Origin of the sequence: Micromonospora sp. NPDC057141, from assembly GCF_042670805.1 — a bacterium.
Lineage (GTDB): Bacteria > Actinomycetota > Actinomycetes > Mycobacteriales > Micromonosporaceae > Micromonospora.
On record NZ_JBHUVA010000088.1, the window covers coordinates 1 to 25,699 of the forward strand.

Consider the following 25,699-nt stretch of genomic DNA (forward strand, 5'->3'; position numbering starts at 1 on the left):
GTATCCCGGCGGCCGGATACCGCCACCTCGCCGACATCACGCCCCGGCTCAGCGGCTCAGCGCCGTCTCCCGCGCCATGTGCGACAGCTTCTCCGGATTGCGTACGGCGTAGAGCCCGGTGATGCGGCCGTCGTCGATGCGCACCGCCAGGACGGAGTCGAGTTCCCCGTCGAGCCGGACGACCAGCGCCGCGTTGCCGTTGACCTGCGCCGGCCGCAGCGACGCGCCGCCGGGGAGCCTGCCCCACCCGCCAACCAGCAGGCGGGCCACCTTGTCGACCCCCACGACCGGCCGCGGGACGGCCTGCTTGACTCCACCGCCGTCGCCGAGCAGGACGACGTCCGGGGCGAGAATGTCGAGCAGGCGCTGGAGGTCGCCGGTTTCGACCGCCCGCCGGAACGCGTCGAGCACGGTGCGGGTCTCGGCCGCCGGCACGACCCGGCGCGGCCGGCGCGCCGCCACGTGCGCCCGGGCCCGGTGCGCGATCTGCCGGACCGCCGCCGGGCTCTTGTCGACGGCTTCGGCGATCTCGTCGTACCCGAGGTCGAACACCTCGCGCAGCACGAACACCGCCCGTTCGGTCGGCGCGAGCGTCTCCAGCACCAGCAGCATCGCCATCGAGACGCTGTCGGCCAACGCGACGTCCTCGGCCACGTCGGGCACGGTGAGCAGCGGTTCGGGCAGCCACGGGCCGACGTAGGACTCCTTGCGGCGGCCGAGCGTACGCAGCCGGGACAGCGCCTGGCGGGTGGTGATCCGGACCAGGTAGGCGCGCCGGTCCCGCACCGTGTCGAGTTCGACGCCCGCCCACCGCAGCCACGTCTCCTGCAGGACGTCCTCCGCGTCGGCGGCCGAGCCGAGCATCTCGTACGCGACGGTGAACAGCAGGTTGCGGTGGGCGAGGAACGCCTCGGTGGCCGGGTCCGGCGGCCCGGCGCGTCCGGTGCCCCCGCCCCCGTCGGCTGCGCTCTGCGATGTGCCCGCCATGGGTGGCCCCCGTTCCTCTCGGCTTCCTCACCCATCAGATGCCGGAGCACGCCGCCGTGTGACGCCTTGCGGCTGTGGCCGTCGTCACCCGCCCCGGCCGTCACAGGGGGCCGAGCGGCGGCATCTCGTGTTCGTCCCACTTCACGAGCCAACGAGCCAACGAGCGAAGGACGGAAGCCATGGACGCCCGATTCAACCTGTTCGACAACGAGCTCGCCACGAGGTTCGCCAAGCGGTTCGTCAACGCCGGCCTGGTGATCCAGCAGTCGCCGCTGCCGAAGTCCACCCAGGAGCTGGTGTCGCTGCGCGCCAGCCAGATCAACGGCTGCGGCTGGTGCATCGACATGCACACCAAGGAGGCCGCCGCCGGCGGCGAGACCCCGGTCCGGCTGCACCTGGTCGCCGCCTGGCGCGAGGCCACCGTCTTCACCGAGGCCGAGCAGGCCGCGCTGGCGCTCGCCGAGGAGGGCACCCGGCTCGCCGACGCCCACCGGGGCGTGTCCGACGAGACCTGGGCCCGGGTACGCGAGCACTACGACGACGACCAGGTCGCCGCGCTGGTCTGTCTGCTCGCCCTGGTCAACGCCGCCAACCGGCTGGCCGTGATCGTGCACCAGCGGGGCGGCTCGTACCAGCCCGGCATGTTCGCCGCCGCCCTCGCCTAACTGCCGCCGCCCTCGCCTAACTGCCGCCGCGCTCGGCTGACGTGGCCGGCCCCGCCCGGCCCGGGAGCGGTTGCGCCCGGGCCGGACGGAGGACGGGGCGACCCGGCAGAACGCGTTCAGGAACGTCGGTGCAGGTAGCGGGCGCGGCGGCCGGCGTCGCCGAACCCGAGCCGCCGGTACAGCGCACCGGCCGGGTTGTCGTCGTTGACGCAGAGCCACGCCTCTCCGGCGCCGTCGCCGGCCAGCGACCGCAGCGCGGCACCCACCAGGTACGCGCCCACCCGCCGCTGCCGCCAGCCGGGCACCACACCCACCTGGTCGATCCAGTTGTCGATGACGTTGACGAAGCCGACGGCGGCACCGTCGGGGCCACGGGCGATCAGCGACAGGTCCGACCGGTACCCGTCGTCGTCCCACAGCTCGCCCAGCCACTCCTGCGCCTCGGGCACGCGGAAGCCGGGCCGGTCGGCGAACGACGCCCGGTACGCCTCGAACAGCTCGGGGCCGGACTCCCGGGTCACCGGCCCGGTGCGCACCCCGTCGGGCGGCGACACGTCCGGCAGGGCGGCGAGGTCGTGCCGCAGCACCCACTCGACGAAGGTCCGCTCGAAGCCGCGCGCCGCGAAGAGCCGCTCCGCCCCGGGGCTCCAGGACTCGGTGGTCAGCAGCAGGTCGGCGGCCCCGGCCTGCTCCACCGCCCAGTCCAGCAGCCGGCCGCCGAGACCCCGCCCGCGCCAGCCCGGATGCACCATTCCGGTGCTGCCGACCGGTTGCCGGCCGAGCCCCACGCCGACGGCCGCGACCAGTCGGCCATCGTGCCAGGCACCGAGGGTACGGGTCTGGACGAGCCGGGCCCGCAGCAGTGCGGGACGGGCGAACAGCGGCAGCCCGCCGTCGACGGCCAGGCACGCCTCGGCCAGCTCCGTGAGCGCCCCGAGCTGTTCCCCGCCGAACTCCTTCCAGGTGAGGGCATCGACGCCCCTGTCCGCCCCGTCCACGTCGTCCACGTCGTCCCCTTCCTCGTACCCACGCAGCGGTGCCGGGCGGCATCGCGAGCGCCAGCCAGTAGGCGGCCCGGCCGGCAGCGGCGTCAACGGAATTTCGGGCCCGCCGACGCACCCGGGCCCTGGCCTGAGGTTGTTCGCCCGCCGTTCACGGCCGGGCCAGCTCACGCTCGACCCCACGTGCCAGCCTCCGTCGCAGTCCGATCAGACGGAGGACGACGTGACACCGAAACGCACCCACACCCCGGCGGCCGGCATCGCCGCCGCCGCGCTGGCCATCACGGGCACCCTGACCATCACGGGCACCCTGGCCGTCGCCGGCCCCGCCGACGCCGGCCGGCATCACCCCGCCCGGGGCCTCACCTTCGACCGCACCGCCACCTACCCCGTGTTCCAGAACCGGCCGGCCGGCGAGGACCCGGCGACGGCGACCGTCGCCGAGATCTCGGCGGTCAGCCCCGACGGCCGCACCCTGGTCTACACCGACGCGGCGGCCCGCCGGATCGGCTTCCTCGACATCTCCCGCCCGGACCGGCCGCGCGGGCTCGGCACGCTCTCCCTCGCCCAGCTCGGCGACGCCGAGGACGAGCCCACCTCGGTGGCGGTCCTCGGCCGGTACGTCCTGGTCGTGGTGAACACCAGCGCCGGCTACACCGCCCCCTCCGGCCGCCTCGACGTGATCGAGCTGGCCACCCGCCAGCGGGTACGCAGCATCGACCTCGGCGGCCAGCCGGACTCGATCGCCATCAGCCACGACCAGCGGTACGCGACGATCGCGATCGAGAACGAGCGCGACGAGGACGCCACCCCGCCCGGCCGCGAGGAGGGCGACCTGCCCCAGGCCCCCGCCGGCTTCGTGCAGATCGTCGACCTCGACGGCAGAGCGACGCCGCAGCGGTGGAAGCTGCGGACCGTGCCGCTGACCGCCGCCGACGGGCAGGCGCTGCCGGCGCTGGTCGCCGCCGGGATCACCGAGCCCACCGACCCGGAGCCCGAGTACGTCTCGATCAACGAGCGCAACCAGCTCGCGGTCACCCTCCAGGAGAACAACGGCGTCGTCCTGGTGGACCTGCCCACCGGCCGGATCACCCGGGCCTTCAGCGCCGGCACCGCCTCGGTCGCCGGCATCGACACCGTCAAGGACGGCAGGATCGAGCTGACCGGCTCGGTCACCGACGTGCCCCGCGAGCCCGACGCCGTCGCCTGGGTGGACGACCGCTACCTGGCCACCGCCAACGAGGGCGACTGGCGGGGCGGCACCCGTGGCTGGTCCATCTTCGACAGCCGGACCGGCCAGGTGGCCTGGGACGCCGGCAACACCTTCGAGCGCCTCGCCGTCCGCCACGGCCTGCACAACGACGACCGGGCGGCGAAGAAGGGCGCCGAGCCGGAGGGCGTGGCGATCGCCGAGTACGGCGGGGTGCGGTACGCGTTCGTCGGCTCGGAGCGGAGCAACTTCGTCGCCGTGTACGACCTCAGCCGGCCCACCGCCCCGGTCTTCCGCCAGGTCCTGCCCACCACCAACGGCCCGGAGGGCCTGCTGCCGATCCCCTCGCGGGGCCTGCTCGCGGTCTCCAGCGAGACCGACGAGGCCGACGCGGGCGTACGCGCCTCGGTGTCGCTCTTCCGGCTGGGCAGGGGCACCCCCGGCTTCCCGAGCATCGTCTCGGCCGACGACGCGCAGGGCGCCCCGATCGGCTGGGGGGCGCTCGGTGCCCTCTCCGCCGCGCCGGGCCGGCCGCAGCAGCTCTACAGCGTCACCGACGCGGCGTACTCCCCGACCCGGATCCTGACCGTCGACACCCGACGGTCGCCGGCGATGATCACGAACTCCCTGCCCGTCACCGACGCCGACGGCAACCCGGCCGCCTACGACGCGGAGGGGATCTTCGCCCGCCCGCAGGGCGGCTTCTGGCTCGCGGTCGAAGGCGCCAAGGGTACGGAGAACAAGCTGGTCCGGCTCGACGCCGACGGGAAGGCCCAGCAGACCGTGCCGCTGCCGGCGGAGGTCGCCGCCGGGCTCGGCAAGCAGGGCTTCGAGGGGGTGACCGCCAGCACCGACCGGCACGGCCGGGAGATCGTCTGGGCGGTGCTCCAGCGCGAGGTGTCCACCGATCCGGCGGGCGTCGCCCGCATCGGCCGGTACGACGTGGCGGCCGGGACGTGGAGCTGGTTCGGCTACCGGCTGGAGTCCACCGCCGTCGCGGGAGACTGGATCGGGCTGTCCGAGGTGACCGTGGTCGGCGACCGGCTCGCGATCATCGAACGGGACAAGCTGAACGGCCCGGCCGCCGCGCTCAAGCGCGTCTACACCGTGCCGATGCCCGCCGGCCCGGCCACGCCGGGCCCGCTGGCGGTGCTGCCGAAGACGCTCGCCGTCGACGTGCTGCCGGCGCTGCGCGCCACCGACGGCTGGACCCAGGAGAAGCTGGAGGGTCTGACCGTGGCCGGCAACGGCCAGGTGTACGCGATCACCGACAACGACGGCCTCAAGGACGCCACGGGTGAGACGGTCCTGCTCCGGCTCGGCCCCGCCGCGAAGGTGTTCGGCCGCCGCTGACCCGAAGGGGTCGACGGGCCGCCGCTCGGTGGCCCGTCGACCCCTTGACTCCCCGGCTCGCATGTCGGCGAGATGGCGGTATCCCGCCGCCCGGATACCGCCACCTGCCCGACATGGCGATCAGAGCACGCGGGTGACCCGCTCGGCCGCGACCCGGGCGTCGAGGCGGGACCGGTCGAGGTTGGCGCAGACGACCACCGACGCGCCGACGGACAGCGGGGCCAGGAGCCACTTCAGCGGCTGCTCGTGCTCGGCCGCGTCGACCAGCAGCCGGTCGCCGGACCGCAGGCCGATCTGGTCGGCCACCTCCCGGGCGAGCCGCCCCCACGCGCCGAAGCTGGTGCCGTCGGGGGTGGCCGCCTCCGCCGGGTGGACGCCGGCATGGTCGGGCGGCGTGTCGGTGTGCCGGAGCACCTCGGCGTTCCAGTCGAGCCAGCCCACCGGCACGTCCGCCAGCGGGCCGCGCCCGGTGCCGACGAGGTAGCGGTGCACCCCGTCGGGCACGTCCTCCAGCCAGTCGTCGAGCCGCTGCGGGGTGACGAACACCGCGTCGTACGGCCGGTCGCCGCCCGGCTCCAGCACCGGCAGCCCGGCGGTGGCCCGGGGCCGGAACGACACGGCCAGCCCCACCGACCAGGCACCCAACAGCACGGCGGCGGTACGCCAGTGCGGCGGCAGCAGCACCGCGACCCGGCTGCCCGGGCCCAGCCCGCAGCCGTCGCGCAGCAGCCCGGCGGTGCGCGCCGCCCAGCCGCCCAGGTCGGCGGCGCTCAGGGCGACCCGCTCGCCGGTCGCGTCGTCGCAGAAGGTGAACAGCGGCCGGTCGACGTCGGCCGGCCCGGCAACCGGCAGGGCTACCACGTTCGGCGCTCCCATCGCATGCCTCCCGGTGAGCACGGCCCGCTCGGGCCACGGAGGGCCACCGTACCGCCACGAGATGACATGGCGACGGCAGCATCCTGGCCACCGCTGCCGAGCGTGGAACGATCAGGCGGCCCTGAGCTTCCGAATGACGTACTGGTTGAGACTCATCCCGTCCTCGGCGGCCTGGATGGCGAGTTCGCGATGCAGACTCTCGCCGACGCGGAGGTTGAACTTGCCCGAGTAGCTGCGGTCGGCGATCGGCTGCGGCACCTGCTCACCCTGCTCTGCCAGGTCCGCGATCACGTCGCGCAGTAGGTCTTGGAGCCCTTGAAGTGCGTCGATCTGCGACGATGCGAGCCAGGAGAGCGACGGGAACTCGGCACAGGTCGCGACGAACTCACGATCCTCGGCGGACCAGGTGACGCGGTAGGTGTAGTGGGTGATGTCGAGACGGGTATCGGGGTGCATCACAGGGCCTCCTTCTTGTCGATCGCCTTGAGTACCTGCCGCACCTGGTATGCCTTGGCCTTGCCTTTGTCGTTCTGGTTGCTTCGCATCGCTGCAACAAGCTTGGCTATGGAGGGCACGGTCGATGGTACTGCGGACGGTACCATCGGCGCCACGCTTCCCGCTGTCGGCCCAGCCGCAGATCCGGCCGCCATGGCGGCGACATAGCGGTATCGGAGCCGCCGGACACCCCCACCTCCCCGACACGAAGCTCACCCGACGGTCACAACCCGCCCAAAGTCGATCAGTACGCCTCAACGAGCGGGGCCAGGAGCACCCCTTCAAGGGCTCGGAACACCTCCACGTACGCGGGGGAGCGGGATGCGGGACACCGTCGACACGCTCAACGCCCCAGGACCACCCCCGCGTGCGCGGGGAGCAGACCACGCCGTGGGGCGTGGCCAGCACGGGGAGGGGATCACCCCCGCGTGCGCGGGGAGCAGTTTCCGGCGGGCACGCGGGTGGTGCCGCCCGTGGGATCACCCCCGCGTGCGCGGGGAGCAGTGATGGCGGTGATCGCCGCTGAGGGGTGAGGGGGGATCACCCCCGCGTGCGCGGGGAGCAGGCGTTGGCGGTGCCGGGCGACGACGCGTCCGAGGGATCACCCCCGCGTGCGCGGGGAGCAGACCCCTGCTGCCGTGAGGATCAAGCGCCATTTGGGATCACCCCCGCGTGCGCGGGGAGCAGCTCTATCTGACGATCCTGGAGAATCGGAGCCAGGGATCACCCCCGCGTGCGCGGGGAGCAGACTTCCTGAGCTGGGGCGCTAAAGATCAACTACTACTTTTTTCTTCACTTTGCTCGGAGGTCCTCGACGCTCCGCTGCTCCCATCCGGGGCCCTCCGTCCAAACCTCCGACGCTTGGACGCCTTGCTCCATCCCTGGCCCACTGCCGGGTTGTACGACTTCCGTTCCGTGGGTCGGCGCATCAGCGTGATCCCGTCGAAGTCCACCGGCTCCCAGTGATGGTCGTGTACCTCGAAGGCGAGCCGTTGCTCGCCTGGCCGCTGGTAGACGAGCAGTGCCCGGCCTGGTCCGGCCATCTCGACGACCTTGGCCCAGAGCCGTTGCCGGATCCGACTGTTCACATTCCCCACGTACACCCCGGCGGAGATCTCCAGCAGCCACTGCGTCAGGTGTCCCCGCAGCCCTTCCGGGCAGGCGGTCAGGATGATGACGGTCATCAGAAGTCCACGTCCCCGCTGTAGTTCCGGCCACTGGCCAGCTCGTAGCCCCCCTCGCCCCACAGGCGTACGGCATCGCTGCCGGCTTCCTCGTCGAGCTGTTCCTCGTCGATCGGCCCGGCGAGCCCGTCGGTGAGCAGAAGACTCCGGATGTCGCGGACGCACCGGTCGAGAAGCGCGCCGTCGTGGACCCGGTCGCGGACAGCCCGGCGGGTGTCCGAGCCGACGTCGGTCGATTCGCCGGCCGCGATGTCGAACGCGACCGGGATGGTGATCTCGGCCTTGTAGAGGTCTGCGATGTCGTACACGAAGGACCGCTCGTGGCCCGTGTGGACGAATCCCAGCCCGGGTGACGCGCCGATGGCGACGATGACCGCGTGGACAACCCCGTACAGGCAGGCGTGGGCGGCCGACAGCGCCTGGTTGACGGAATCGCTGACGCTGAAGTCGTCCGGGTCGTACTCCCGGTTGTTCCACGACACGCCGGTGCGAAGGGCGTGTTCGCGGTAGCAGCGGCGCACCCTCGCCCCTTCCTTGCCACGCAACTGCTGCATGGTCAGGGCCCCGGTGTCCTCCCCGGGAAAGCGCATGCGATACATGGCGCGCGCCACCTGGAGCCGACGGTCGCGGTGCGAGACAGCGGCGGCCTGGGCGACGAGAAGCCGACTCGACCGGGCGAGGGTGCGCCCATGCGCGTAGTACCGGACGCCGTGCTCACCGACCCAGACCGCTGTGGCGCCGTTGTCCGCGAGCAGCATCATCGCCTGCTGCGTGACGCTGGTGCCGGGACCGAGCATGAGTACGCCGAGCGTGGCCGCCGGAATGTGCACGACGCCCTTCTCGTCGGTGGCCGTGATCGCGTTGCTGTCCCGGTGGATGACGCACCGTTCGAGGTAGACGAAGCTCAGTCGATCCTGCGCGCGGTTGAGGTCCATCAGCTCGGCCGGCGGCACGCCGGGGATCTTCACTGGTTGGCCTGCGCCGGGGCGAGGGTCAACAACCCACAGCCGTACGCCTTGGCATGCCCGATTCCGCCGGTCAAAGCCCGCCGGAAGGTGTCCGCATCGGTGATCCGGAGCAGGCCGTCGAACGTCGCCGTGGTGAGGGTGACGGTGCCCATGCCCCGCTTGAAGGACTGCGTCTGGCGACGGTGCAGCCGCAGGTTGGGGTGCCCGTCGCGCTGGCTCGCCAAGGCGAACCCGTGCCGGGCAGCCCGGCTGGCCAGCCAGTCGATCTGTTCCTGCTCCCGGAGGTAGCCGAAGCGCTGCGTCTCCTTGTCGTCGGCGGTCTTGCGTCCGTTGTGCGTCGGGTTCGCGGCGAGCCGGAAAGCCCATTCCTGGCCCACGCCCAGTGAGCTGAGCAATCCGTCGTACTCGCGGGTCACCCAGGTCTCGGTGGTGGGCCAGCCGGCCTGCTCGACCAGGTGGGTGAGATCGGGCCGGCCGGGACTGGCGATGTAGAGCTGGACGGTCGCGGTCCCTTGGGTGTCGAGCCGCCACAGGGTACGGGCGTCGGCGCGCTCGTAGTCTTCCACTGCGGCGAAGGCGCTTCGGACCGCCGCGTGCATGGCGTGTGGCGAGGAGAGCAGCCTGCGCGCGTTGCGGCGAGCCGGGTTGATCTGGAATCGGGTCAGGAACATGCTCAGCCTCCCAGCAGGCTCAGCGGGTCGTGCTCGGCAACCCCGGCCCGCTCCGCGAGGTCGTTGTCGATATCGGTGTGCCGGCGCAGCACCGACCGCCAGGTGTGCTCCCGGTGTGCCGGGTCGAAGCTGATCGGCTCGTCGGGCACCGTTTCGGTGACGGGCTCGCCCGGACGGGCGTCCCGAATGATCTCCAGCCGGACCGTCCGGGCCGCCCGGCGGCGGTACCACTCGGCCGCGAGCCACGGCCACTCGGTCAGTGCGTCGTCGAGGGTCATGTCGTGTACGCCGAGGCTGATCGGACCGACCGGCGGGCACGACCGCCGCCCGAGGTAGAGCGGGAACTGTGGCCGGTCCAGCGCCTCGGCCAGCCCGTCCAGCAACTCCTCTTCGCCGCCGACCGCGACGAGGAAGGCTGCGTCGGACAGGTAGAAACGGTATGTCAGCGGCGCGCTGTGGCGACCGTCGAAGCTTCGAGCGGTCTGGAAGTCCCGCAGGATCTGGCCGGGCTGGTCCAGCCGTACCCCGAATTCCAGGCCGAGCAGGTCGGTGAGCGGTTCGGTGCGTCGGGCACCCCGGGCGGCGGCGAGCAGGCCGATCACTCCGCTCTTGGTGGGGGCGATCTCGGTGCCCCGCCGCGCGAAGCGGCTGGACGAACCCCAGGATTGCAGCGGGCCGGCCAGCCTCAGCAGCAGGACGCTCATGCCGGCTGTCCGAGTGCGACGGCGACCTGCTCTCCCACTCCGGTGACCAGTTCGGTGAAGCTGACCGCCTTGCCGAGGTCGGCCAGCACGGCGGTCTTCTCCCCGACCTGGGTGACCCAGCTACCGATGGGCCGTTCCCCGTAGGCGTTCTCGACCGCCACGGTGTGCCGTGCCAGCGCGGCTGCGGCCAGCTCGACCCGCCCGGCGGCGTGCGTCTCGACGATCGGCGTCTCGAAAGCTCCGACCAGGTTGATCGGCTGGGTGTCGCGCAGCCGCACCAGTACGGCGTCGGGCAGCGTCCGGTGGGCGAAGGTGTTCTGCTTGCCCGTCGGCATGCTGCGGACGAACGCGGTCAGGAAGGCCTCGACGGCTGCCCGGGTCGCGCCCGCGTCACCGAGGGTCCGGTGCAGCGCGTCGACGTCGACCGTCGCATACCGGTACAGCGTGGACGAGTTGAACTCGATGGTGCCGATCATGCCGGCGCCGGTCTCGGCGGCGTCGGCCTTGCGGTCGTCGACCGCGGTGAAGTAGTCGAACTCGTTGTCGACGGCGTGCACGCTGATGGCGTGGGACACCTGGCAGGCGGCGTCGACGTTGATGTCCGCCATGTCGGCCACCATCCGGCCGAACATCGCGATGTCGACCGAGTGCTCCGTGTTGACCAGTTCCCTGAACCGGGCCTTGTCCAGGGCGCTGCCGCCATGCGACGCGTCCAGCGCGGCGGCGGCGAGATTGTCCAGTTGCCGGTGGCTCAGGAACAGCAGGTAGCCGGACTCGACGTCCTTCAGCTCGCCCTTCTTCTTGTCGACCTTCGCCAGGCCACCGGCGACGAAGACCTCGGCGGCGAGGGCGGACGCCGCCTCGTCGGTCAGACTCGGGTCGAGGGCCCTGATCCGGGCGGCGAGCGACTCGCCCACCCGCTTGGTCCGTTCGCCGAGCTGGGACCGGTCGAGCAGGCCGGCGAAGGCGAGCCGGATCGCCCGCTTCCAGGCCTGGCTGGAGACCCGCGCGCGGCGTACGCCGCCGTAGACGGCGGTTTTCGGCGAGCCGGTGTCGTCGCGGTTCAGGTTGCTCGGGGGCACGGTCTGCAAGGCGTAGACGTCGATGATGGTGCGGCTCATGAAGGGTCCTCCTCTGAATGGGTGGTGGCGTCGGGGCTGGGTCGGCTGCGGAAGAACTCCCGGCCCCAGATGGCCTGGACCTTCGCGGGCCCATCCGGCGAGCGCAGGGTCCGCAGGTCGTCGGCGAGCAGGCCGTAGTCGAGTGCGATCTGGTGCTCACGCAGCATCGTGACCAGGCTGCGTAGGTGGTGGAGGCTCTCGTGGTAGCTGCTGGCGGTGCCGAGGGCGGCAAAGCGCCGCCGCACTCCCTCCGGCCCGGCGGTCTTACGGACGAGGTCGGCCAGGGCCTGACCCAACCCGCGTCCGTCCAGGTGCATCCGCTCCCGGCGCGACTGCTGGTGCAGCGCGTACAGGGTCACCGCGTCATGCGCGGCGTACTCGGTGTCCGCCGCTTCGGCGTCGTTCTCCGGCCGGCGGCCCAGCAGGTCCTCGGGCACCTGGAGGTACCGCTCCAGGGTGAAGTCGAAGCCCGGGGCCCGGCCGATGCCGCGCCGGAGCCTGGCCAGCGCGCTGATCGCCTCGGGTTGGGGCACGGTGGCCAGCACCCGCGCCTGTAGGGTGCCGATCGTCCGGGCGACGTGGTCGCCGAGCTTGCTGCGACGGCGCACCCACGGCCTGCGACCTGTGCCGGGCGGCTCGTCGCCGTCGAGCCGAGCCGGTGGCTCGGTGTCGAGCATGGTCATACTGCGGTCTCCTGCCTCTGGTGTGGTGACCTGGTCCCCGGCTCCCGCTCGACGGCCATCGGTAGCGCCTTGGCCAGGCCCGACCGGAACCAGGCGTCAGCCTGCGAACTGGAGTAGTGCACCTCCCGGCCGGCGCGATCGGTGCCGGCCCGGCCGACCCAGGCCGCTGGCCCGGCCGCGTCGACCAGCTCTCCTCCGAGCCGGAGGATCGTCCTGCGGACCAGCCGCTGCCACGCCACGCGCTCGCCAGCCGGGTCGCTTTCGGAATCGAGCCCGGCCAGCCAGTCGCGAAAGGCGCGGTCCAGCAGGGCGTACGCGCGTTCGGCCGCCCGGTCGGCCTCGCCGACGTCGGTGGCCCGGTTGCCGGCGGCGCGGGCCAGGTTGTCGGCGAGCCGGCGCAGCACCTTCACTGCGGCCTCGGCATCGGCGGTGGCGTCGACGGCGACCGCGCGCAGCGGGGAGTCCCCGACCAGCAGCAGCACGTTCATGGTGAGCGCGTCGCTGAACACCTCGTCCACGACCGCCTGTTGGGTGCCGTAGGTGACGCTGATGGCGCGCGTCCGGGTCTGGAAGTCCGGCCCGACGACACCGGCGACGGTCAGCCGGGCCAGCCACTGCACCACCATCGGGGAGAGCCGCTGCGGCGCCTCGGCGCCGGACGGCGGTGGTGCCGGCAGCAGGGTTTGCAGCCCGCGCCACAGTGCCCGGCTGTGGTCGTGCGGCCGGGGCAGGTAGATCGGGCTGCGTTTCTGCTTCTGCTCGCGCGGGGCGCTGCGTCCCCAGACGCTCATCGGCTCAAGCAGGTGCCGATCCTGCCACTCGATCTGATCGCCGTTGGAGATCATGGCACCGGTGACACCGCCCGCATCGCCGAATAGCCGGATCCGGCGGGACTGCCAGGTGTAGAGGCTCAGCAGGCCGTACGGGCCACGGGTGGAGTCGGCCTCCTCGGCAGCGATCTGCGGCTCGCGCTCCCAGACCGGCAGGTCCCGTTCGTCGGCCACCTGCCAGCCGGGTGCGATCGGCACCAGGTTGAGCAGCAGTGTCTCCAGCAGAGTCGCGCCTTCGGTGTGGACGCCGCCCAAGGCTCCGAGCGACGCGACGCCGATGGGATAGCCCTTGCCGCCCTTGACCCGTGGATCGCCGACCGCCCCGGTCTTGATGCCGGAGGGGTCGTACGCCTGGCAGTGCACCAGCCAGCGGGCCGCTTCGGCGGGGGTGATCGAGTCCATGCCCGGTCCGGCGCGGGTCGTCAGGAATGGCATGCCGTTCGGCACGTCGGCGATGAGCCGTTCCAGCCCGTAGGTGTTGTTCTTCGCCGCCCGCAGGTCGGCGACCTGGTAGAACGGGTGCTCCGGGTGGAACAGGTCGAAACGGTCGCGAAAGGCGTCGAGATAGTCGGTCATGTCGTTAATCGGCAGCTGCCGGTCCCGCCACAGCGCCCGCCAAGCCGCCTCACCGGGTGGACCACCGGTGGTGCGGTGGAGGATCGCCAGCGCGAGCCGCAGGATCGCGAAGGTCTGGGTCGGCAGTTCACAGGCGATCATGCGTACCTCGCCGGCCTGCTCGAAGAGGCCGTGCAACGACACGTCGCGGCGCTGACCCGTGGCGTCCAACACCGGAATCCACGGCTCGTCGACCAACGAGAAGCCCGGCTTTTGGTCGATGTTTGTCAAACTCGCTCCCCACCAGTTTGAAGACGGACGACATGGAGACCCCCGTGCAGGTCGTAGTGAAGATCGAAGGGGCCCACGCGGGCATGGCCGTCACCGTCGATCTCAAGGACGAGTTCCCCGGCGAGCCAAGGATTGTCCTGCCAGGCGCTCAGATCGATCCGACTCTCCAGCTCAGCGATGATCTCGTCGATGACGTCGGCCGCGGTCATGGCTCGTGGCAGTGGCAGGCTGCAGCCGGCGACGAGGCGACTCAGCCGCCAGCCGGGCGTGGACGCGGTGGGGACGACTACCCCACCGCCGTCGATCCATGGGGGGACCACTAGCCCGTCGGGCGTGCGTACCAACAACAGAACCTCGAGAGACTCGCCGTCGGTGTCGCGGACGTGACCCTTCGCCGCGCGGTCATCGGCATTGCCGACGCCACCGGAGAGCCAGCCGATCAGTGGCACTCCGGCCTCGGCGACGCTGGCGAGGCGGAAGCCGTCGGCCTTGAGCTCCTTGGCGGTGATCTCGTCGCGCTGCTTCGCCTCCGCCTCGGTCATCACCGGCTGCCACGACAGCGGGCCGAGCGCCGCGTCGCCGTAGGCTGCCTGGGTGAGCGTGGCGATGTCCGCCGGCAGCCGCAGTGGCCTGCCGTCGAGGTGTGGCAACAACACTGCGGCGCTGCGGAGCAGCGTGGCCGGCTGGTAGACGCGGCGTGATCCGGCGACCGGTTGTGGTGGCTCGGTGGTCCAGTCGGCGCCGGTGATCCAGCACGTGGGCGCGGCGAGCCGGGCAGGGCGGTCGCCGCGCGGGTGACGGTGCAGCCGGCCGATGCGTTGCAGCACCAGGTCGACCGGGGCAAGGTCGGTGACGAGCAGGTCGAAGTCGATATCGAGGGACTGCTCGGCGACCTGGCTGGCCACGACGACGTGCCGGGGCGGGCGGCTGGCGACGCCCGGTGGGCCGAAGGTCTCGCGCAGCCAGCGGTCCTTTGTCGCACGGTCGATGGCCATGAACCGGGAGTGCGCCACAGTCACGGGGGTGTCCGGTCCGAGGGCCGCACGCAGCGCGGCTGCGGTCTCCTGGACCCGGGCCACCGTGTTGCGGACCACGAGGGCGCAGCCGCCGCCGGTCAGCTGGTCACGCAGCATCTCCACCAGCACCGGTACGTCGTCGGCCAGGCGCCGCACCTGGACCTGGCTGCCTCGCCCGGAGTCGGCACAACTCGTTGCGGTGACGCCGCGCTCGGGCGTGGAGACCGAGACCAGGGGGTAACGCAGGTCGGCACGGAGCGCGGCGTACGGATCAACGCGCGGCTTGCCCCGGTCGCGCCAGGTGAGCGGGGGCAGCGGCCCGAGCCGACCCGTGTCGTACGCCTTCATGAGTTCGGCCCGCCGGTGGGCCGGCAGGGTCGCCGACAGCACGATGACCGGCACACCGTACGCGCCGAGCCATTCCAGCGCCCGGTCGAGGAACCGCCCCATGTAGACGTCGTAGGCGTGTGCCTCGTCGATGACGACGATCTTGCCGGCCAGGCCGAGGTGGCGCAGCACCAGGTGCTTGCTGCGCAGTGCCGCGAACAGCAGTTGGTCGATGGTTCCCACGACGAAGCTGGACAGCAGGGTCCGTTTGGGGCCGGCGAGCCAGACGTGCACACCGATGTCGGCGCCGCCGGCGTCCTCGGCGATACCGCTCGGCATCGACCTCGTGCGTAGCCGGTCGTACTCGGGGTTGAGTGCCGCCTTGCCGTGGGCCAGCCGCACGTCGTGGTCGCCCCGGCCGACCTGCATGTCGGGCAGCCGGCGCAGCCAGGACAGCATCCGCCCGAACATGGCGTCGCTGGTGGCTCGGGTCGGAAGTGCCAGGTAGCAGCCGGACGCCCCGGTCCGCCGGGCGAGGATCTCCACCGCCGCCAGGGCCGCCTCGGTCTTGCCCTCGCCCATCGTCGCCTCGACGATCATCATGCCGGGCGCGGGCATGGTCGCGGCCAGCTCGGCGACTGTTCGCTGCACCGGGCGGGGCGCTGCGGTGGCGGGTAGCGCGAACCGCGCCGCGAACAGCTCGTCCACGCTCGACGGCGGCGCCGCAGGCTGCCAGGGGACGGGCAGGTCCAGCAGTTCCCAGCCGGATCGCAGCCGGCCCTCGTCGGTGCTGTCCAGCACGTACGGGAAGAAGTCCTCGTTGCTGGCGATCCAGTCTGCGACGATGACGAGGCCGGTCAGGGCGGCCTGTACGGGCTGCGACAGCGCGACGCCGCTCCACTCGCTGAGCCGTTCCCCCGCACCGGACCGCTCCGCCATCCAGGTCAGCAGTTCCTGCTGCATCTGCTGCCAGGCCGGATCGCCGAGCAGATGCGGACGCACCTGCACATCGCGGAGGCCCTCGTCGGTCGGCGGCACTCCGTGGTGGCCGCCGACGATGACGGCGTACGGATGTGGGTCGGTCCAGCCCTGCTGGTCCAGCCAGTCCGCCAGCACGATGTGGCCCGCCGTGGCGTGCGGGGCGTATTTGCGGTCGGCGCGGATCAGGTCCCGGTGGTATCCGAGCCCGTGGTCGCGCATCCGGTCCGCCAACGCGTACGCCTGGCAGGCGAAGGCGGGAGTGGCCTTACCGATGTCGTGTATGCCGGCGATCCAGACGGCCAGGGTGCGGGCGTCCGCACCGCCCCCGGGCAGTTCGTCGGCAATGCGTCGACGAACCGCGTGGCCCAGCCAGTGGTCCCACAGTTCGCCGGCCACGTCGGCGGTGTCGGCCAGGTGCCGCCAGAGCGGCAGCCAGCCCACCGGGGAGGTCCCCCTCCGATCGGTCTTGCCCCAGACGGAGCGTGCCGCGTCGCCCAGCCGGGGGCCGCTGGCGACGGCACGGACGCTCACCGGCCCGCCAGCGGCAGTAGCGGACTCGGCGTGCCGCTGTGCGACAGGTAGAGCACGTCCCGGGCACGGGTCAGTGCGACGAAGAGGAGACACCGTTCGCGTTGCAGGTCCTGCCGGTGGGCGTGCGGGTCCTCGGCGGCGGAGGTGAGCGCGTTCGGCGCCGGAAGCACGCCCGCGTCGAGCCCGACGACCGCGAGGCACTGGAACTCCAGCCCTTTCATGCGGTGCATGGTCGCCACGTGCACTCCGACGATGCCTTTCTTGTCGTCGGCGACGTCGATGTGGGCCTCGCCCAGAACTCTGCTGATCGCTTTGACGAGCTGGCCGGTGCGGACGGCCACGCCGATGGCGTGCGGCTCCACTCCCTGTTCCAGCCAGGTCCCGACTCGTTCGATCAGCGCCTCCCACTCGCCGTCGCGACTGTCGGCCACCGCGATCTCGGGCGCGCCGCCCCGGGTGATCGAGCGGTAGCCACGCAACGTGTCGTCCCGCCCGTCCAACCCGACGGCGGCGTCGCCGTTGAGGACCCTGGTCGACAGTTCCAGGATCTCGTGGGTGGTCCGGTAGTTGATGGCCAGCCGCCGCGTCCGGCCGCGCACCTCGATGCCGAGCTGGGCGAGGGAGACGTGGCTGTCGTAGATGCGCTGGTACGGGTCGGCGAGCAGGAACATGTCGTTCGGCCCGGGCGCGACGAGTTCCCGCAGCAGACGCCACTGCGCCGGGTGCAGGTCCTGCCCTTCGTCGACGACGACGTGCCGGTATCGGGCCGGTGAGCCGCGCAGGATCGCCGCCGCGTCGTCGGCGAGCTGGGTGTGGGTGCGCAGGCGGCGCTTCGTCAGCTCCCGCACGAAGGCGTCGATCGCGGCCCACACCTGGGCGCGTTGAGCCGCGCGCAGCCCCGCTCCGCGGCCCTTTCGCGGCGCGTCGCGATAGGCCTCCAGAGTGGTCAACCCCTGCGCCAGCACCACCTGTTCCCACTCGTGCCGGAGGAAGGCGGGGCTGAAGGTGGTGACCTGACCGGCGCGGTTGACGAAGGTCGGGCCGGACTTCGCGGTGACCTGCCAGAGCTGGTCGAGGATCTCGCTCTCGGCGACCGACACCCTCCTGCCGGCTCGGGAGACGATGTCGTAGGCCAGCCGATCGACGCTGATCACGTCGATGCGTGCCCGTAGCGCCGGGTCGGTGGTGAGCCGGTGGAGCTGCCGGGTGAGGGCGTCGGCGAGCGCGCGGGTGAAGGTGGTCAGCAGGACCTTCTCGCCCTCCGGTAGCCGCTCGGCGAGGAACACCGCCCGGTGCAGGCCCGTCACCGTCTTTCCGGTCCCGGCGCTGCCGGTCACCAGCGCGGGGCCGCTGTAGGTCTCGCGGTAGGCGATGTCGCGTTGGGTCGGGTGCAGGAAGGTGCGCCACACGTCGAACGGGTGGGCGAGGATGGCGGCGAGTTCCACCGGCCCGGAAACGAAGGCGATCCGCTCGGGCGTACGCCGCGCTGCGGTCAGGAGGTCGTCGGTGTCCACGCCAGAGACGATCCGGTCGGCCTGTTCCGCCCAGACCTCTTCCACGGTCATCCCGCTGGCCAGGCCCAGCAGGATGTCGAGCTGCGTCTCCGGCAGCCGGCGGGCGAGGCTCTCCAACTGTTTGTCCGTGGCCATGACGCGTAGCAGCGGCACCAGGTCCACGTCGATGCCCAGACGCACGAAGTCGGCGGGTGTGACGTGGTCGAACAGGCCGATGCTCGGGGGGTTCACCGGCTTGGCGCGGGCGAACTCCTCGATGCCGTCCTGATCGCGCATCTCCAGCACGCCGAGGACCTGGTTGACCGTGAACCGGCGGCTCACCGCGAAGGAGATGGCGTCGTCGTGGGGCAGGACGTCGAGAAGCGCGTACTTCTCCTCGCCGAGAGCGAGCACCACGCCGCGATAGAACTTGTCGATCCGGATGGTGCGGATGTTCGGGTCTCGCGCTCCGGTCAGCTTCTCCAGGTGCAGGCCCGCATGCGTGTGCTCGGCGAACCTGCTGATGGCCGCGAGAACGGCATGCTGCACGCGGCGTTGCAGCCTGGCGAAGGCGGGCAGGAATCCCCGGCCGATGGCCAACTCAGCCATACCAATCCCCTGTTTGCCTGGCGCCTGGGCGTGAACCAGGGCGCGATAGTCAGATTTGTCGCGAACCAGACACAGTCGGCCGGCGCTCTTTGCCGCAACATGAACGGCGGAACAGGCGAAGCCGATCCCGCCGACGCACATTGAAGCACTCTGTGAACATGGTTTGCAAGCGTCTTCTCGTGTTCGATATTCACCGACCAGCCACAATCGGGCGGGCGACTATCGACGGAGGCGGCCCGACCAGGGGCTATGCTGGGCCTCGTGGTGCCCGGCACGAGCCTCAGAGACCGGTTCACGCTGGGCCGGAACCCCTTGGCGCACAAGGGAATGGGCGAGGTCTGGCCGGCCCGGGACACGCTGCTCGACCGCCCCGTCATCGTGAAGTTCGTCAGCGCCGCCAGCCTCGACCTGGGGGCGGTACGCCGGTTCCGGCGTGAGGCGCTGCTGACCGCGCGCCTCGATCACCCTGGCGTGCCCGCCGTCTACGACCTCGGCGAGCGCGACGGCCGGCCGTACGTCGTCTTGCAGAAGATCGACGGGATCACGCTCACGGACCTGGTCGCCGAGCAGGGCCCGCTCCCGTTCGGGTGGGTCGCCGCCATCGGCGCGCAGATCAGCAGCATCCTGCTCGCCGCTCGGCGGATCGGCCTGGTACACCGCGACCTCAAGCCGAGCAACGTCATGCTGGACACCAGCGGCGCGGTGAAGGTGCTGGACTTCGGCTTGGCGGCGATACACGGCGACGACCGATACTCGCGGATCACCCAGAGTGGACAAAGCCTCGGCACGGTGGGTTACATGGCACCCGAGCAGATCCTCGGGGAGCCCACCGACCACCGCACCGACCTGTACGGCCTGGGCGCCACGCTCTTCGACCTGCTCACCGGCTGCCCGCCGTTCGACGGCGTGACCACCCTGACGACGGTGCGGCACCAGTTGGACGACCCTCCACCACGCCCCGCCCGGCTGCGGCCGGACACCCCCGCCGAGCTCGACGACCTGGTGCACACGCTGTTGGCAGTCGATCCACGGGACCGGCCGGCCTCCGCCGCCGATGTCTATCCGGTGCTGGCACCGCTTTCCCTGGACCGGCCGCCGATTCCCGGAGTATTCACCGACGCCGCCGAAGCGGTGCAGAACTATGCCGCCATCGTGGGACGAGTCCCGCAGCAGACTCGCCCCACGACGACGACCATTCCCGGCCAGCCCGAAGCCGACGTGAAGCTGACCGCCACGGAGGCGGACCGGCTACACGCCGCGGGTGAGTTCCGGGCCGCCGTGCGGCTGTGGCGACGGCTCGCCGACCAGCGCGCCGAGCAGCACGGCGACGACGATCCCGTCGCCTTCGATCTGCGGCTGCGGGCCGCTCGGGCGCACGTGGCGCTCGGCGAGCACAGCCGGGCGTTGCGCCAGCTCCAGGCGCTGCTGGACAGCCGGGTCCGGGCCGCCGGCCCGGAGCATCCCGAGGTGCTGGGCCTTCGGCAGGAGATCGCGCGGCTCACCGGGCGGCCGTTGCCCTCCTCTCCACACTCGCGTTCCACACCCGGCGCGGATCACTGAACGCCCGGGGCAGCAACACCGCCTTCTGCTCGGGAAAGCGACCAGCCGGGTAGCGGTAGACCCGCGCACAGTTCTGCCCGCGCGTCTCGGTCGCCAGGGCACGCCCCGCCAGCCGCGAGTACATCGCGCTGTGTTTCAACCAGGCCGCCTCCTCACCGTGCCGGTCGAAGCCACGCCCGGTCGCCGCGTGCCCGAACACGTCGTGAACGGCCCGGAACATGTCGTTCTCCTCGTCGCTGAGCCAGGGATGCGGGTTGCCGGTGGCCGCCGTGGCCCACACCTTCAACCGGCGCCGCCGCACGTCGTCGACCATCGACACGGCGTCCGAGTAGGGGTCGGCGTCGACGACCCGCACCGTCACCCCCAGGCCGCCGAACTCGACCCGTCCCACCAGGAAGGCGTACTGCTGAACCGTCTCCCGGCAGAACGCGGCGTACGCGACACGGGCCCGCTCGTCCCGGACCGGGGCCGCCAGGTAGGCGTCCGCGATGGCGGCACCGACGACCGGGTCAAGGCGCACCCGTGCGTACGCCTGGGAGCCCATGCCGTCCGGGGCGCGGAAGCCATACCGCCGCGCACCTCGGCGGACGTAGTGGACCGGCGGAAAGCACGACGACAGGACGGTTGACGGCGGCGGTACGAACAAGGGTGTTCATGGTCCTCCTTCGGTTGTCGGTACGAGTTCGATGCTCGATCAGGGTTCGGTCAGCGGACTGCCGAGATCTCCCGTACGTCGTCGGGCTGCGGCTGCGCAGCAACGGCAGACGTGTTGTGCCCTTCGTGGCGCAGCAACTCACCGAGCATCCTGATCTCGGACACCCGACGATCCTGGTGGAACTTGGCGAACTTCCCGATGGTCGTGCTTCGGCCACGGCGTGGCATGGGCCCTCCAAAGGCGTCAATCCAGGGGATCACCGAGAAAGCTAAGCCCTGTGAACCTACTACACAAGATGTTCCGCTGTGCTAGCGTTCACGCGTGAGCAAAACGCGGAGCACGGCCGCCTCCAGCGAGGCCACCCTGACTGCCAGCGACATCGCTCGACTGGCCAACGTCGGCAGGGCGGCGGTCAGCAACTGGCGCCGCCGGTATGCCGACTTCCCGGCACCCGTGGGCGGCACCCCGGCCAGCCCGTCGTTCGACGCCGCAGAGGTGACGGACTGGCTGCGCCGACACGGCCGGCTGCATCAGGCGGGCACCGCTCAGTGGGCCTGGCGACACATCGAGAGCTACCAGCCCGCCACGCAGATCAGCGATGTGCTCGGCGTTGCCGGCGCACTCCTGCTCGTCCGCGCCAGCCAGGCCGACCCCAGCGGCGACAACCTGCCGCCCCCGGGGAAGCTCGTCGACCACCTCCACACCCTCGATCCCACCCTGGCGAAACTGATCGGTGACGTACTGCCGCAGAAGTGGACTCCGCAGCTCACCACGCTCCTGCACACGGTCGACCAGCTTGGCTCGGAGCAGGGCGCGGAGGATGCCTTCGAGCACCTGCACAACCGGTACGTGACCTCCGCCCACTCCCTGTCCGGCCTGGCCGGCACGCCGGACGCCGTCGCCGACGTGATGCTGACCCTCGCCGGCTCCGGGGCCCACGTCTTCGACTTCGCCAGCGGCACCGGGTCGATCCTGCGCATGGCCGCCGACCGTGCCCTGCGCGACGGCACCGCCATCCGGTGCTACGCGCAGGAGATCAACCCGCAGTACGCCATGATCACCCTGCTGCGGCTGTGGTTCGTGCACCTGCGCGCCCGACAGGCCAGGCACGATGCGGAGCCACCCGTCGTGCACATTGGAGACAGTCTGCTCGCCGACGGCATGCCCGATCTACGGGCCGAGGTCGTCATGGCCAACTTCCCCTTCGGCGTCCACGACTGGGGCCACGACCGCCTCGCCTACGACCCCCGCTGGGCCTACGGCCTACCCCCGCGCACCGAGCCCGAGCTGGCCTGGGTGCAGCACGCCCTGGCCCATCTCTCCCCCTCGGGCACCGCCGTGGTGCTGATGCCCCCGGCTGCCGCGTCGCGCCCGGCCGGCCGCCGGGTCCGCGCGGAACTGATCCGCCACGGTGCTCTGCGCGCGGTCGTCGCCCTCCCCGCCGGCATGATGCCGCCAGCCGGCATCGGCCTGCACATCTGGGTCCTGGCCCAGCCCGACCCGCACCGGCCGCACGCCGGAGAACTGCTCATGCTCGATGCCACGACCGCCTCGGCGGACCGACCGCCCAGCGAGATCGTCGGCTCCGCATGGGACTCCTACAAGTCCGACCGGTACGCGGAGCTGCCCGGCGTCCACCGCGCCCTGCCGGTCATCGACCTGCTCGATGACCAGGTCGACCTGACACCGCAGCGCCACCTTCCGCAGGGCAGCACACTGGCCACCAGCCCGGCGCAGGTCATCGCCGGCATCGCCGACTTCGGCAGGCTCCTCGACAGGCTGAAGCGCACGCTGCCCGCCGTGCAGGAAGCACCGGAAGCACCGCTCCGCGAAGCACCGCAGGCCGATGTCGCCGACCTGATCCGATCCGGCAGCATCACCGTGCAGCGGGCCATCTCCCGCAGCCGATCGACCGGCGCAACCGCCAGCACCGCCGTGCTGACCGTCACCGACATCCTGTCCGGAGGCCCCGCGACCGGCTCGGCGGCCCGCACGGCGACCGACGACTCCGGGCCACAGGTGCTCGCCGGCGACATCCTCATCCCCGTGATCGGCCACACCATCAGCGCCCGAGTCGCCACCCCGAACCAGGTCGGCGCCGATATCGGCCCAGGCATCCAGTTGCTACGCGTCGACACGACCCGCTTCGATCCGTGGTTCGTCGCCGGAGTCATCTCCCGCACGGACAACCTGCGCGTCGCCGGCCGCAGCTCCAGCACCACGAGCGGCATGCTGCGCATCGACGTACGGCGACTCACCATTCCGGTGCTGCCGCTGCACCAGCAGCAAGCGTACGGCCAGGCCTTCCGCCAGCTGGCCGAGTTCCGCAACGCCCTTGAGCAGGCGGCGACGACCGGTGCCGCCCTGGCCCGCGAGGTCAGCGACAGCCTCGTCGTAGGCGCCCTCGGCATCGCGTCGGCATCATCAGCTCGTCCCGCCTGAAACCGGCGGAGCCCATCGCGCCCATCGACGCCTCTCCCGGGCCTGCGCCCGGAACAGATCCCATCGGTTCGATGAATCGACCGTCGCACTCCTTGAACGGAAATGATCTTGAAAGGCAAAGTGAAGGAAAACGAAGAAGTTGATCTTTAGCACCGCAGGTCAAGAAGCCTGTTCCCCGCGCACGCGGGGGTGATCCCGAACATCGACGGGTTGGAAGCCGGGAACGCCTCTGTTCCCCGCGCACGCGGGGGTGATCCCGACGCGACCCCCCGCGATGAAGCCGGGTACGCCTGTTCCCCGCGCACGCGGGGGTGATCCCGAGGTCACGTTCCGGCCGGCGCTGCTCGCGGCCTGTTCCCCGCGCACGCGGGGGTGATCCGTTGCGGGCGTGCTCTCGGCAGGCGTGCTCGTCCTGTTCCCCGCGCACGCGGGGGTGATCCTCTGATCCCGCACCGTGAGCGCGATCGACTTGGCTGTTCCCCGCGCACGCGGGGGTGATCCGTTCGTCAACCGGGCCCCGGACGGATCGGAGATCTGTTCCCCGCGCACGCGGGGGTGATCCCCTGACCACGGGCACACGGAGCGGCGGGGGAGTCTGTTCCCCGCGCACGCGGGGGTGATCCCGTGTGGGCGTCCGCGTTGACCATCAGCATCCTCTGTTCCCCGCGCACGCGGGGGTGATCCCATGATTTTGTCCAGGTCGCTCACGTGAGTGCCCTGTTCCCCGCGCACGCGGGGGTGATCCCGTGAGCCGTCCTCGCGACTCGGCCCACGTAAGCTACTTCCCGCGCACGCGGGGTGTTCTACCGGCCGCACCACGGAGGCGACCTCTGCCCGCCGCTTCCCATGCACGCAGGGGTAGCCCATTACACATTAACTGCGCACCGCCCAGGCACTTCAAGGCCACGCCCGGCCCCAGCACTACTACGTCTCGGCGACGAAGACTCCGCGCCCAGGCCGACCGACGAGTACGCCTCGCTGCCGCAGAGTGGCTATCGCCCGCTGGATGGTCGAATGCGAGACGTTGTACTCGTCGGCCATGCTCCTGCCAGAGGGCAACTGCGACCCCGATGGGTACTCGCCGCTCTTGATCCTCCTCACGAGGTCGTCTAGCAACTCGTCCATTGTGGGCGGTATAGGCACTTCATGCCCCTTGCAGTCGGTTGGCCCTCCCAGTATCGATCCGCAATCTGAGGTAGGCAATGCACCTACTGAAGAAGGTGACAATGATGAAGTTGCTGATAGAGCCGTAGAAGCCGCACTTGATGTAGGTGACGTATGGCGCTAGCGTCGCTGACAGTGACGTGCTCCATGCGGTCGGTTGGCGCTCTCCGTGCGGTCGCTCGTCACCACAGCGCATTCCCCCGCTCGGGGTGGCCGGACTCCCCCGGCCCGGCCACCCCGGGCACCCCGGACACGCCCTGCCGCCGTACTCGCCGACTGAGGCTGCGGCGGCAGGGCCCACCCCGACCCCCGAGCGGAAGGCGGCCCCGAGTGCGACCACAGCTGCACCGTCCCCGGCCCGTCCCGAGAGCATCCGACCCGTACGAGGCTGCGGGCCACCACGAACCGGTCGACCGATGAGAGGCCCCAACAGCCGGTGGGTCGTGCACGTGCCGATCGTCGTGCCGGACCTGCTCCGCGCCCGGATCCTCGCCCGCACGGCGGCGCGGGTCCTGGCCCAGCTCACCCGGTGTGTCGACGTCGGGGAGGTGACCGTGTCGACAGAGGACGACCAGCGCGTACATCATCGGGTCTTCTGTGACCGGCGGTTGGCCGGCGGCGCGCGGTGCGGCCTGCCCAGCGACCACCTCGCGCCGTGCGCGACCCGGCGCAACCAGCGGGCCTACGAGCGGCGCGGCCGGTAGTCGGCGAGACCAGCGACGCCACCTTTCTCTCGTGGCGTTCTCGTGCCATCCGTCGATGCGGTTACAGAGCGTCAGCGGGCACCGTAGACGGACAGCGCCCGGTCGGTCGGGCAGCCGGGCGGGGGACTGGTCACCATGCCGGTGACCGTGGCCGGCGAGCCCGGTTGCAGGGGCTCGGCTCGCTGGCCCAGCAGTGCCCACACGCCGTCTGAGGTGTGCAGCAGCACCCAACCGTCGGTGCGTTCGATCGTGCCGGCGATGGTGCGGCGGCCTGGGACGAGATCACCGATCCGGTCGTCGGCGCCACCGGACGGGCTGGGCCGGATGGGTGCGGGCGGACGGGCGGCGTCCGGCGTCCGGCTCGCGGCACCGCCGACCGGCGGGTAGTCGGGCTGTCCGGCGGCGTCGGTCGACGGCATTGTGGCTGTGGCCTTGGCTGTGGGCGACGCCGAGGCCGCTGGCTGCGGCTCGTCGTCACCGCTGGCGCAGGCTGGCAGCAGTGCGACGGCGGCCAGCGTGGCGGCCGCGGCGAACGTCCGGATGCAGGTCATGACAGTTCCGACGGTACGGACGCGAGGGGGGTTCCGCCAGGCTGTGGGCCCGCCCGGTGCTGTCTCTTATAC

Annotated in this window: 22 protein-coding genes and 2 CRISPR repeat arrays; of the genes, 5 read left to right on the plus strand and 17 right to left on the minus strand. The window is 71.4% G+C overall.

Going from position 1 to position 25,699, the window contains the following annotated elements; translation table 11 throughout:
* Positions 1 to 48: 48 nt before the first annotated feature.
* A complete protein-coding gene (locus tag ACFT41_RS28180) occupies positions 49 to 987 on the minus strand; it encodes an RNA polymerase sigma-70 factor (RefSeq protein WP_377590294.1) in 939 nt (312 codons plus the stop codon).
* 179 nt (positions 988 to 1,166) lie between these two features.
* Between ACFT41_RS28180 and ACFT41_RS28185 the strand changes: the two genes are divergently transcribed.
* Complete coding sequence (locus tag ACFT41_RS28185) at positions 1,167 to 1,652, plus strand: carboxymuconolactone decarboxylase family protein (protein ID WP_377590292.1); 486 nt, start codon at positions 1,167 to 1,169, stop codon at positions 1,650 to 1,652.
* Positions 1,653 to 1,768: 116 nt separating this feature from the next.
* Here ACFT41_RS28185 and ACFT41_RS28190 read toward each other — a convergent pair whose 3' ends face one another.
* Positions 1,769 to 2,659: a GNAT family N-acetyltransferase gene (locus tag ACFT41_RS28190; protein WP_377590290.1), complete on the minus strand. Its 891-nt coding sequence runs from the start codon at positions 2,657 to 2,659 to the stop codon at positions 1,769 to 1,771.
* A gap of 217 nt (positions 2,660 to 2,876) precedes the next feature.
* Here ACFT41_RS28190 and ACFT41_RS28195 point away from each other — a divergent pair, with 217 nt between their 5' ends.
* Positions 2,877 to 5,216 carry an esterase-like activity of phytase family protein gene (locus tag ACFT41_RS28195; RefSeq protein ID WP_377590288.1) on the plus strand — a complete coding sequence of 780 codons (2,340 nt, stop codon included), beginning with the start codon at positions 2,877 to 2,879 and terminating at the stop codon, positions 5,214 to 5,216.
* A gap of 120 nt (positions 5,217 to 5,336) precedes the next feature.
* Here ACFT41_RS28195 and ACFT41_RS28200 read toward each other — a convergent pair whose 3' ends face one another.
* From ACFT41_RS28200 to ACFT41_RS28250, 11 genes are all read right to left on the minus strand, one after another.
* A complete protein-coding gene (locus ACFT41_RS28200; RefSeq protein ID WP_377588653.1) occupies positions 5,337 to 6,092 on the minus strand; it encodes a TIGR03089 family protein in 756 nt (251 codons plus the stop codon).
* 111 nt (positions 6,093 to 6,203) lie between these two features.
* The gene (locus ACFT41_RS28205; RefSeq protein WP_377588670.1) at positions 6,204 to 6,548 is read right to left on the minus strand and encodes a type II toxin-antitoxin system HicB family antitoxin; all 345 of its coding nucleotides are present in this window, start codon (positions 6,546 to 6,548) and stop codon (positions 6,204 to 6,206) included.
* Positions 6,549 to 6,877: 329 nt separating this feature from the next.
* A CRISPR array of direct repeats spans positions 6,878 to 7,335; the repeat unit is 29 nt; unit sequence GGGATCACCCCCGCGTGCGCGGGGAGCAG.
* A 25-nt stretch (positions 7,336 to 7,360) separates the two neighbouring features.
* Positions 7,361 to 7,771 (minus strand): type I-E CRISPR-associated endoribonuclease Cas2e, encoded by a 411-nt coding sequence (gene cas2e / locus ACFT41_RS28210; protein WP_377588654.1) that lies wholly within the window; start codon positions 7,769 to 7,771, stop codon positions 7,361 to 7,363.
* Positions 7,771 to 8,739: a type I-E CRISPR-associated endonuclease Cas1e gene (gene cas1e / locus ACFT41_RS28215; RefSeq protein ID WP_377588655.1), complete on the minus strand. Its 969-nt coding sequence runs from the start codon at positions 8,737 to 8,739 to the stop codon at positions 7,771 to 7,773. The genes cas2e and cas1e overlap by 1 nt, the downstream gene beginning before the upstream one ends.
* Entirely contained in the window at positions 8,736 to 9,410 is a 675-nt protein-coding gene (gene cas6e, locus ACFT41_RS28220) for a type I-E CRISPR-associated protein Cas6/Cse3/CasE (RefSeq protein ID WP_377588656.1), read from the minus strand. Before cas6e ends, cas1e begins: the two co-directional genes overlap by 4 nt.
* A 2-nt stretch (positions 9,411 to 9,412) precedes the next feature.
* On the minus strand, positions 9,413 to 10,114 hold the full coding sequence (cas5e, locus tag ACFT41_RS28225) for a type I-E CRISPR-associated protein Cas5/CasD (protein WP_377588657.1): 702 nt from the start codon (positions 10,112 to 10,114) through the stop codon (positions 9,413 to 9,415).
* On the minus strand, positions 10,111 to 11,235 hold the full coding sequence (gene cas7e / locus ACFT41_RS28230) for a type I-E CRISPR-associated protein Cas7/Cse4/CasC (protein ID WP_377588658.1): 1,125 nt from the start codon (positions 11,233 to 11,235) through the stop codon (positions 10,111 to 10,113). Before cas7e ends, cas5e begins: the two co-directional genes overlap by 4 nt.
* A complete protein-coding gene (casB, locus tag ACFT41_RS28235; RefSeq protein ID WP_377588659.1) occupies positions 11,232 to 11,918 on the minus strand; it encodes a type I-E CRISPR-associated protein Cse2/CasB in 687 nt (228 codons plus the stop codon). Before casB ends, cas7e begins: the two co-directional genes overlap by 4 nt.
* The gene (gene casA, locus ACFT41_RS28240; protein WP_377588660.1) at positions 11,915 to 13,594 is read right to left on the minus strand and encodes a type I-E CRISPR-associated protein Cse1/CasA; all 1,680 of its coding nucleotides are present in this window, start codon (positions 13,592 to 13,594) and stop codon (positions 11,915 to 11,917) included. The genes casB and casA overlap by 4 nt, the downstream gene beginning before the upstream one ends.
* Positions 13,591 to 16,449, minus strand: a complete 2,859-nt coding sequence (cas3, locus tag ACFT41_RS28245) for a CRISPR-associated helicase Cas3' (protein ID WP_377588661.1) — start codon at positions 16,447 to 16,449, stop codon at positions 13,591 to 13,593. Before cas3 ends, casA begins: the two co-directional genes overlap by 4 nt.
* Positions 16,446 to 18,551, minus strand: coding sequence for a UvrD-helicase domain-containing protein (locus ACFT41_RS28250; protein ID WP_377588662.1), 2,106 nt, complete (start codon positions 18,549 to 18,551; stop codon positions 16,446 to 16,448). Before ACFT41_RS28250 ends, cas3 begins: the two co-directional genes overlap by 4 nt.
* A 261-nt stretch (positions 18,552 to 18,812) precedes the next feature.
* On the opposite strand from ACFT41_RS28250, the gene ACFT41_RS28255 reads away from it, so the two are divergent.
* The gene (locus tag ACFT41_RS28255; RefSeq protein ID WP_377588663.1) at positions 18,813 to 20,111 is read left to right on the plus strand and encodes a protein kinase; all 1,299 of its coding nucleotides are present in this window, start codon (positions 18,813 to 18,815) and stop codon (positions 20,109 to 20,111) included.
* Here ACFT41_RS28255 and ACFT41_RS28260 read toward each other — a convergent pair.
* Together ACFT41_RS28260 and ACFT41_RS28265 are read right to left on the minus strand one after the other, a co-directional pair.
* Entirely contained in the window at positions 20,050 to 20,631 is a 582-nt protein-coding gene (locus tag ACFT41_RS28260) for a hypothetical protein (protein ID WP_377588664.1), read from the minus strand. The genes ACFT41_RS28255 and ACFT41_RS28260 overlap by 62 nt on opposite strands.
* A 185-nt stretch (positions 20,632 to 20,816) precedes the next feature.
* Positions 20,817 to 20,993: a hypothetical protein gene (locus ACFT41_RS28265; protein ID WP_377614035.1), complete on the minus strand. Its 177-nt coding sequence runs from the start codon at positions 20,991 to 20,993 to the stop codon at positions 20,817 to 20,819.
* Between the two features lie 94 nt (positions 20,994 to 21,087).
* Between ACFT41_RS28265 and ACFT41_RS28270 the strand changes: the two genes are divergently transcribed.
* Positions 21,088 to 23,208 (plus strand): N-6 DNA methylase, encoded by a 2,121-nt coding sequence (locus ACFT41_RS28270; RefSeq protein ID WP_377588665.1) that lies wholly within the window; start codon positions 21,088 to 21,090, stop codon positions 23,206 to 23,208.
* Positions 23,209 to 23,376: 168 nt separating this feature from the next.
* A CRISPR array of direct repeats spans positions 23,377 to 24,014; the repeat unit is 28 nt; unit sequence CTGTTCCCCGCGCACGCGGGGGTGATCC.
* A 118-nt stretch (positions 24,015 to 24,132) separates the two neighbouring features.
* On the opposite strand, the gene ACFT41_RS28275 is transcribed toward ACFT41_RS28270, so the two are convergent.
* Entirely contained in the window at positions 24,133 to 24,351 is a 219-nt protein-coding gene (locus ACFT41_RS28275; RefSeq protein ID WP_377588666.1) for a winged helix-turn-helix domain-containing protein, read from the minus strand.
* A gap of 437 nt (positions 24,352 to 24,788) precedes the next feature.
* Here ACFT41_RS28275 and ACFT41_RS28280 point away from each other — a divergent pair, with 437 nt between their 5' ends.
* Complete coding sequence (locus ACFT41_RS28280) at positions 24,789 to 25,076, plus strand: hypothetical protein (RefSeq protein WP_377588667.1); 288 nt, start codon at positions 24,789 to 24,791, stop codon at positions 25,074 to 25,076.
* Positions 25,077 to 25,147: 71 nt separating this feature from the next.
* Here ACFT41_RS28280 and ACFT41_RS28285 read toward each other — a convergent pair whose 3' ends face one another.
* Positions 25,148 to 25,627: a hypothetical protein gene (locus ACFT41_RS28285; RefSeq protein ID WP_377588668.1), complete on the minus strand. Its 480-nt coding sequence runs from the start codon at positions 25,625 to 25,627 to the stop codon at positions 25,148 to 25,150.
* Between the last annotated feature and the right edge of the window lie 72 nt (positions 25,628 to 25,699).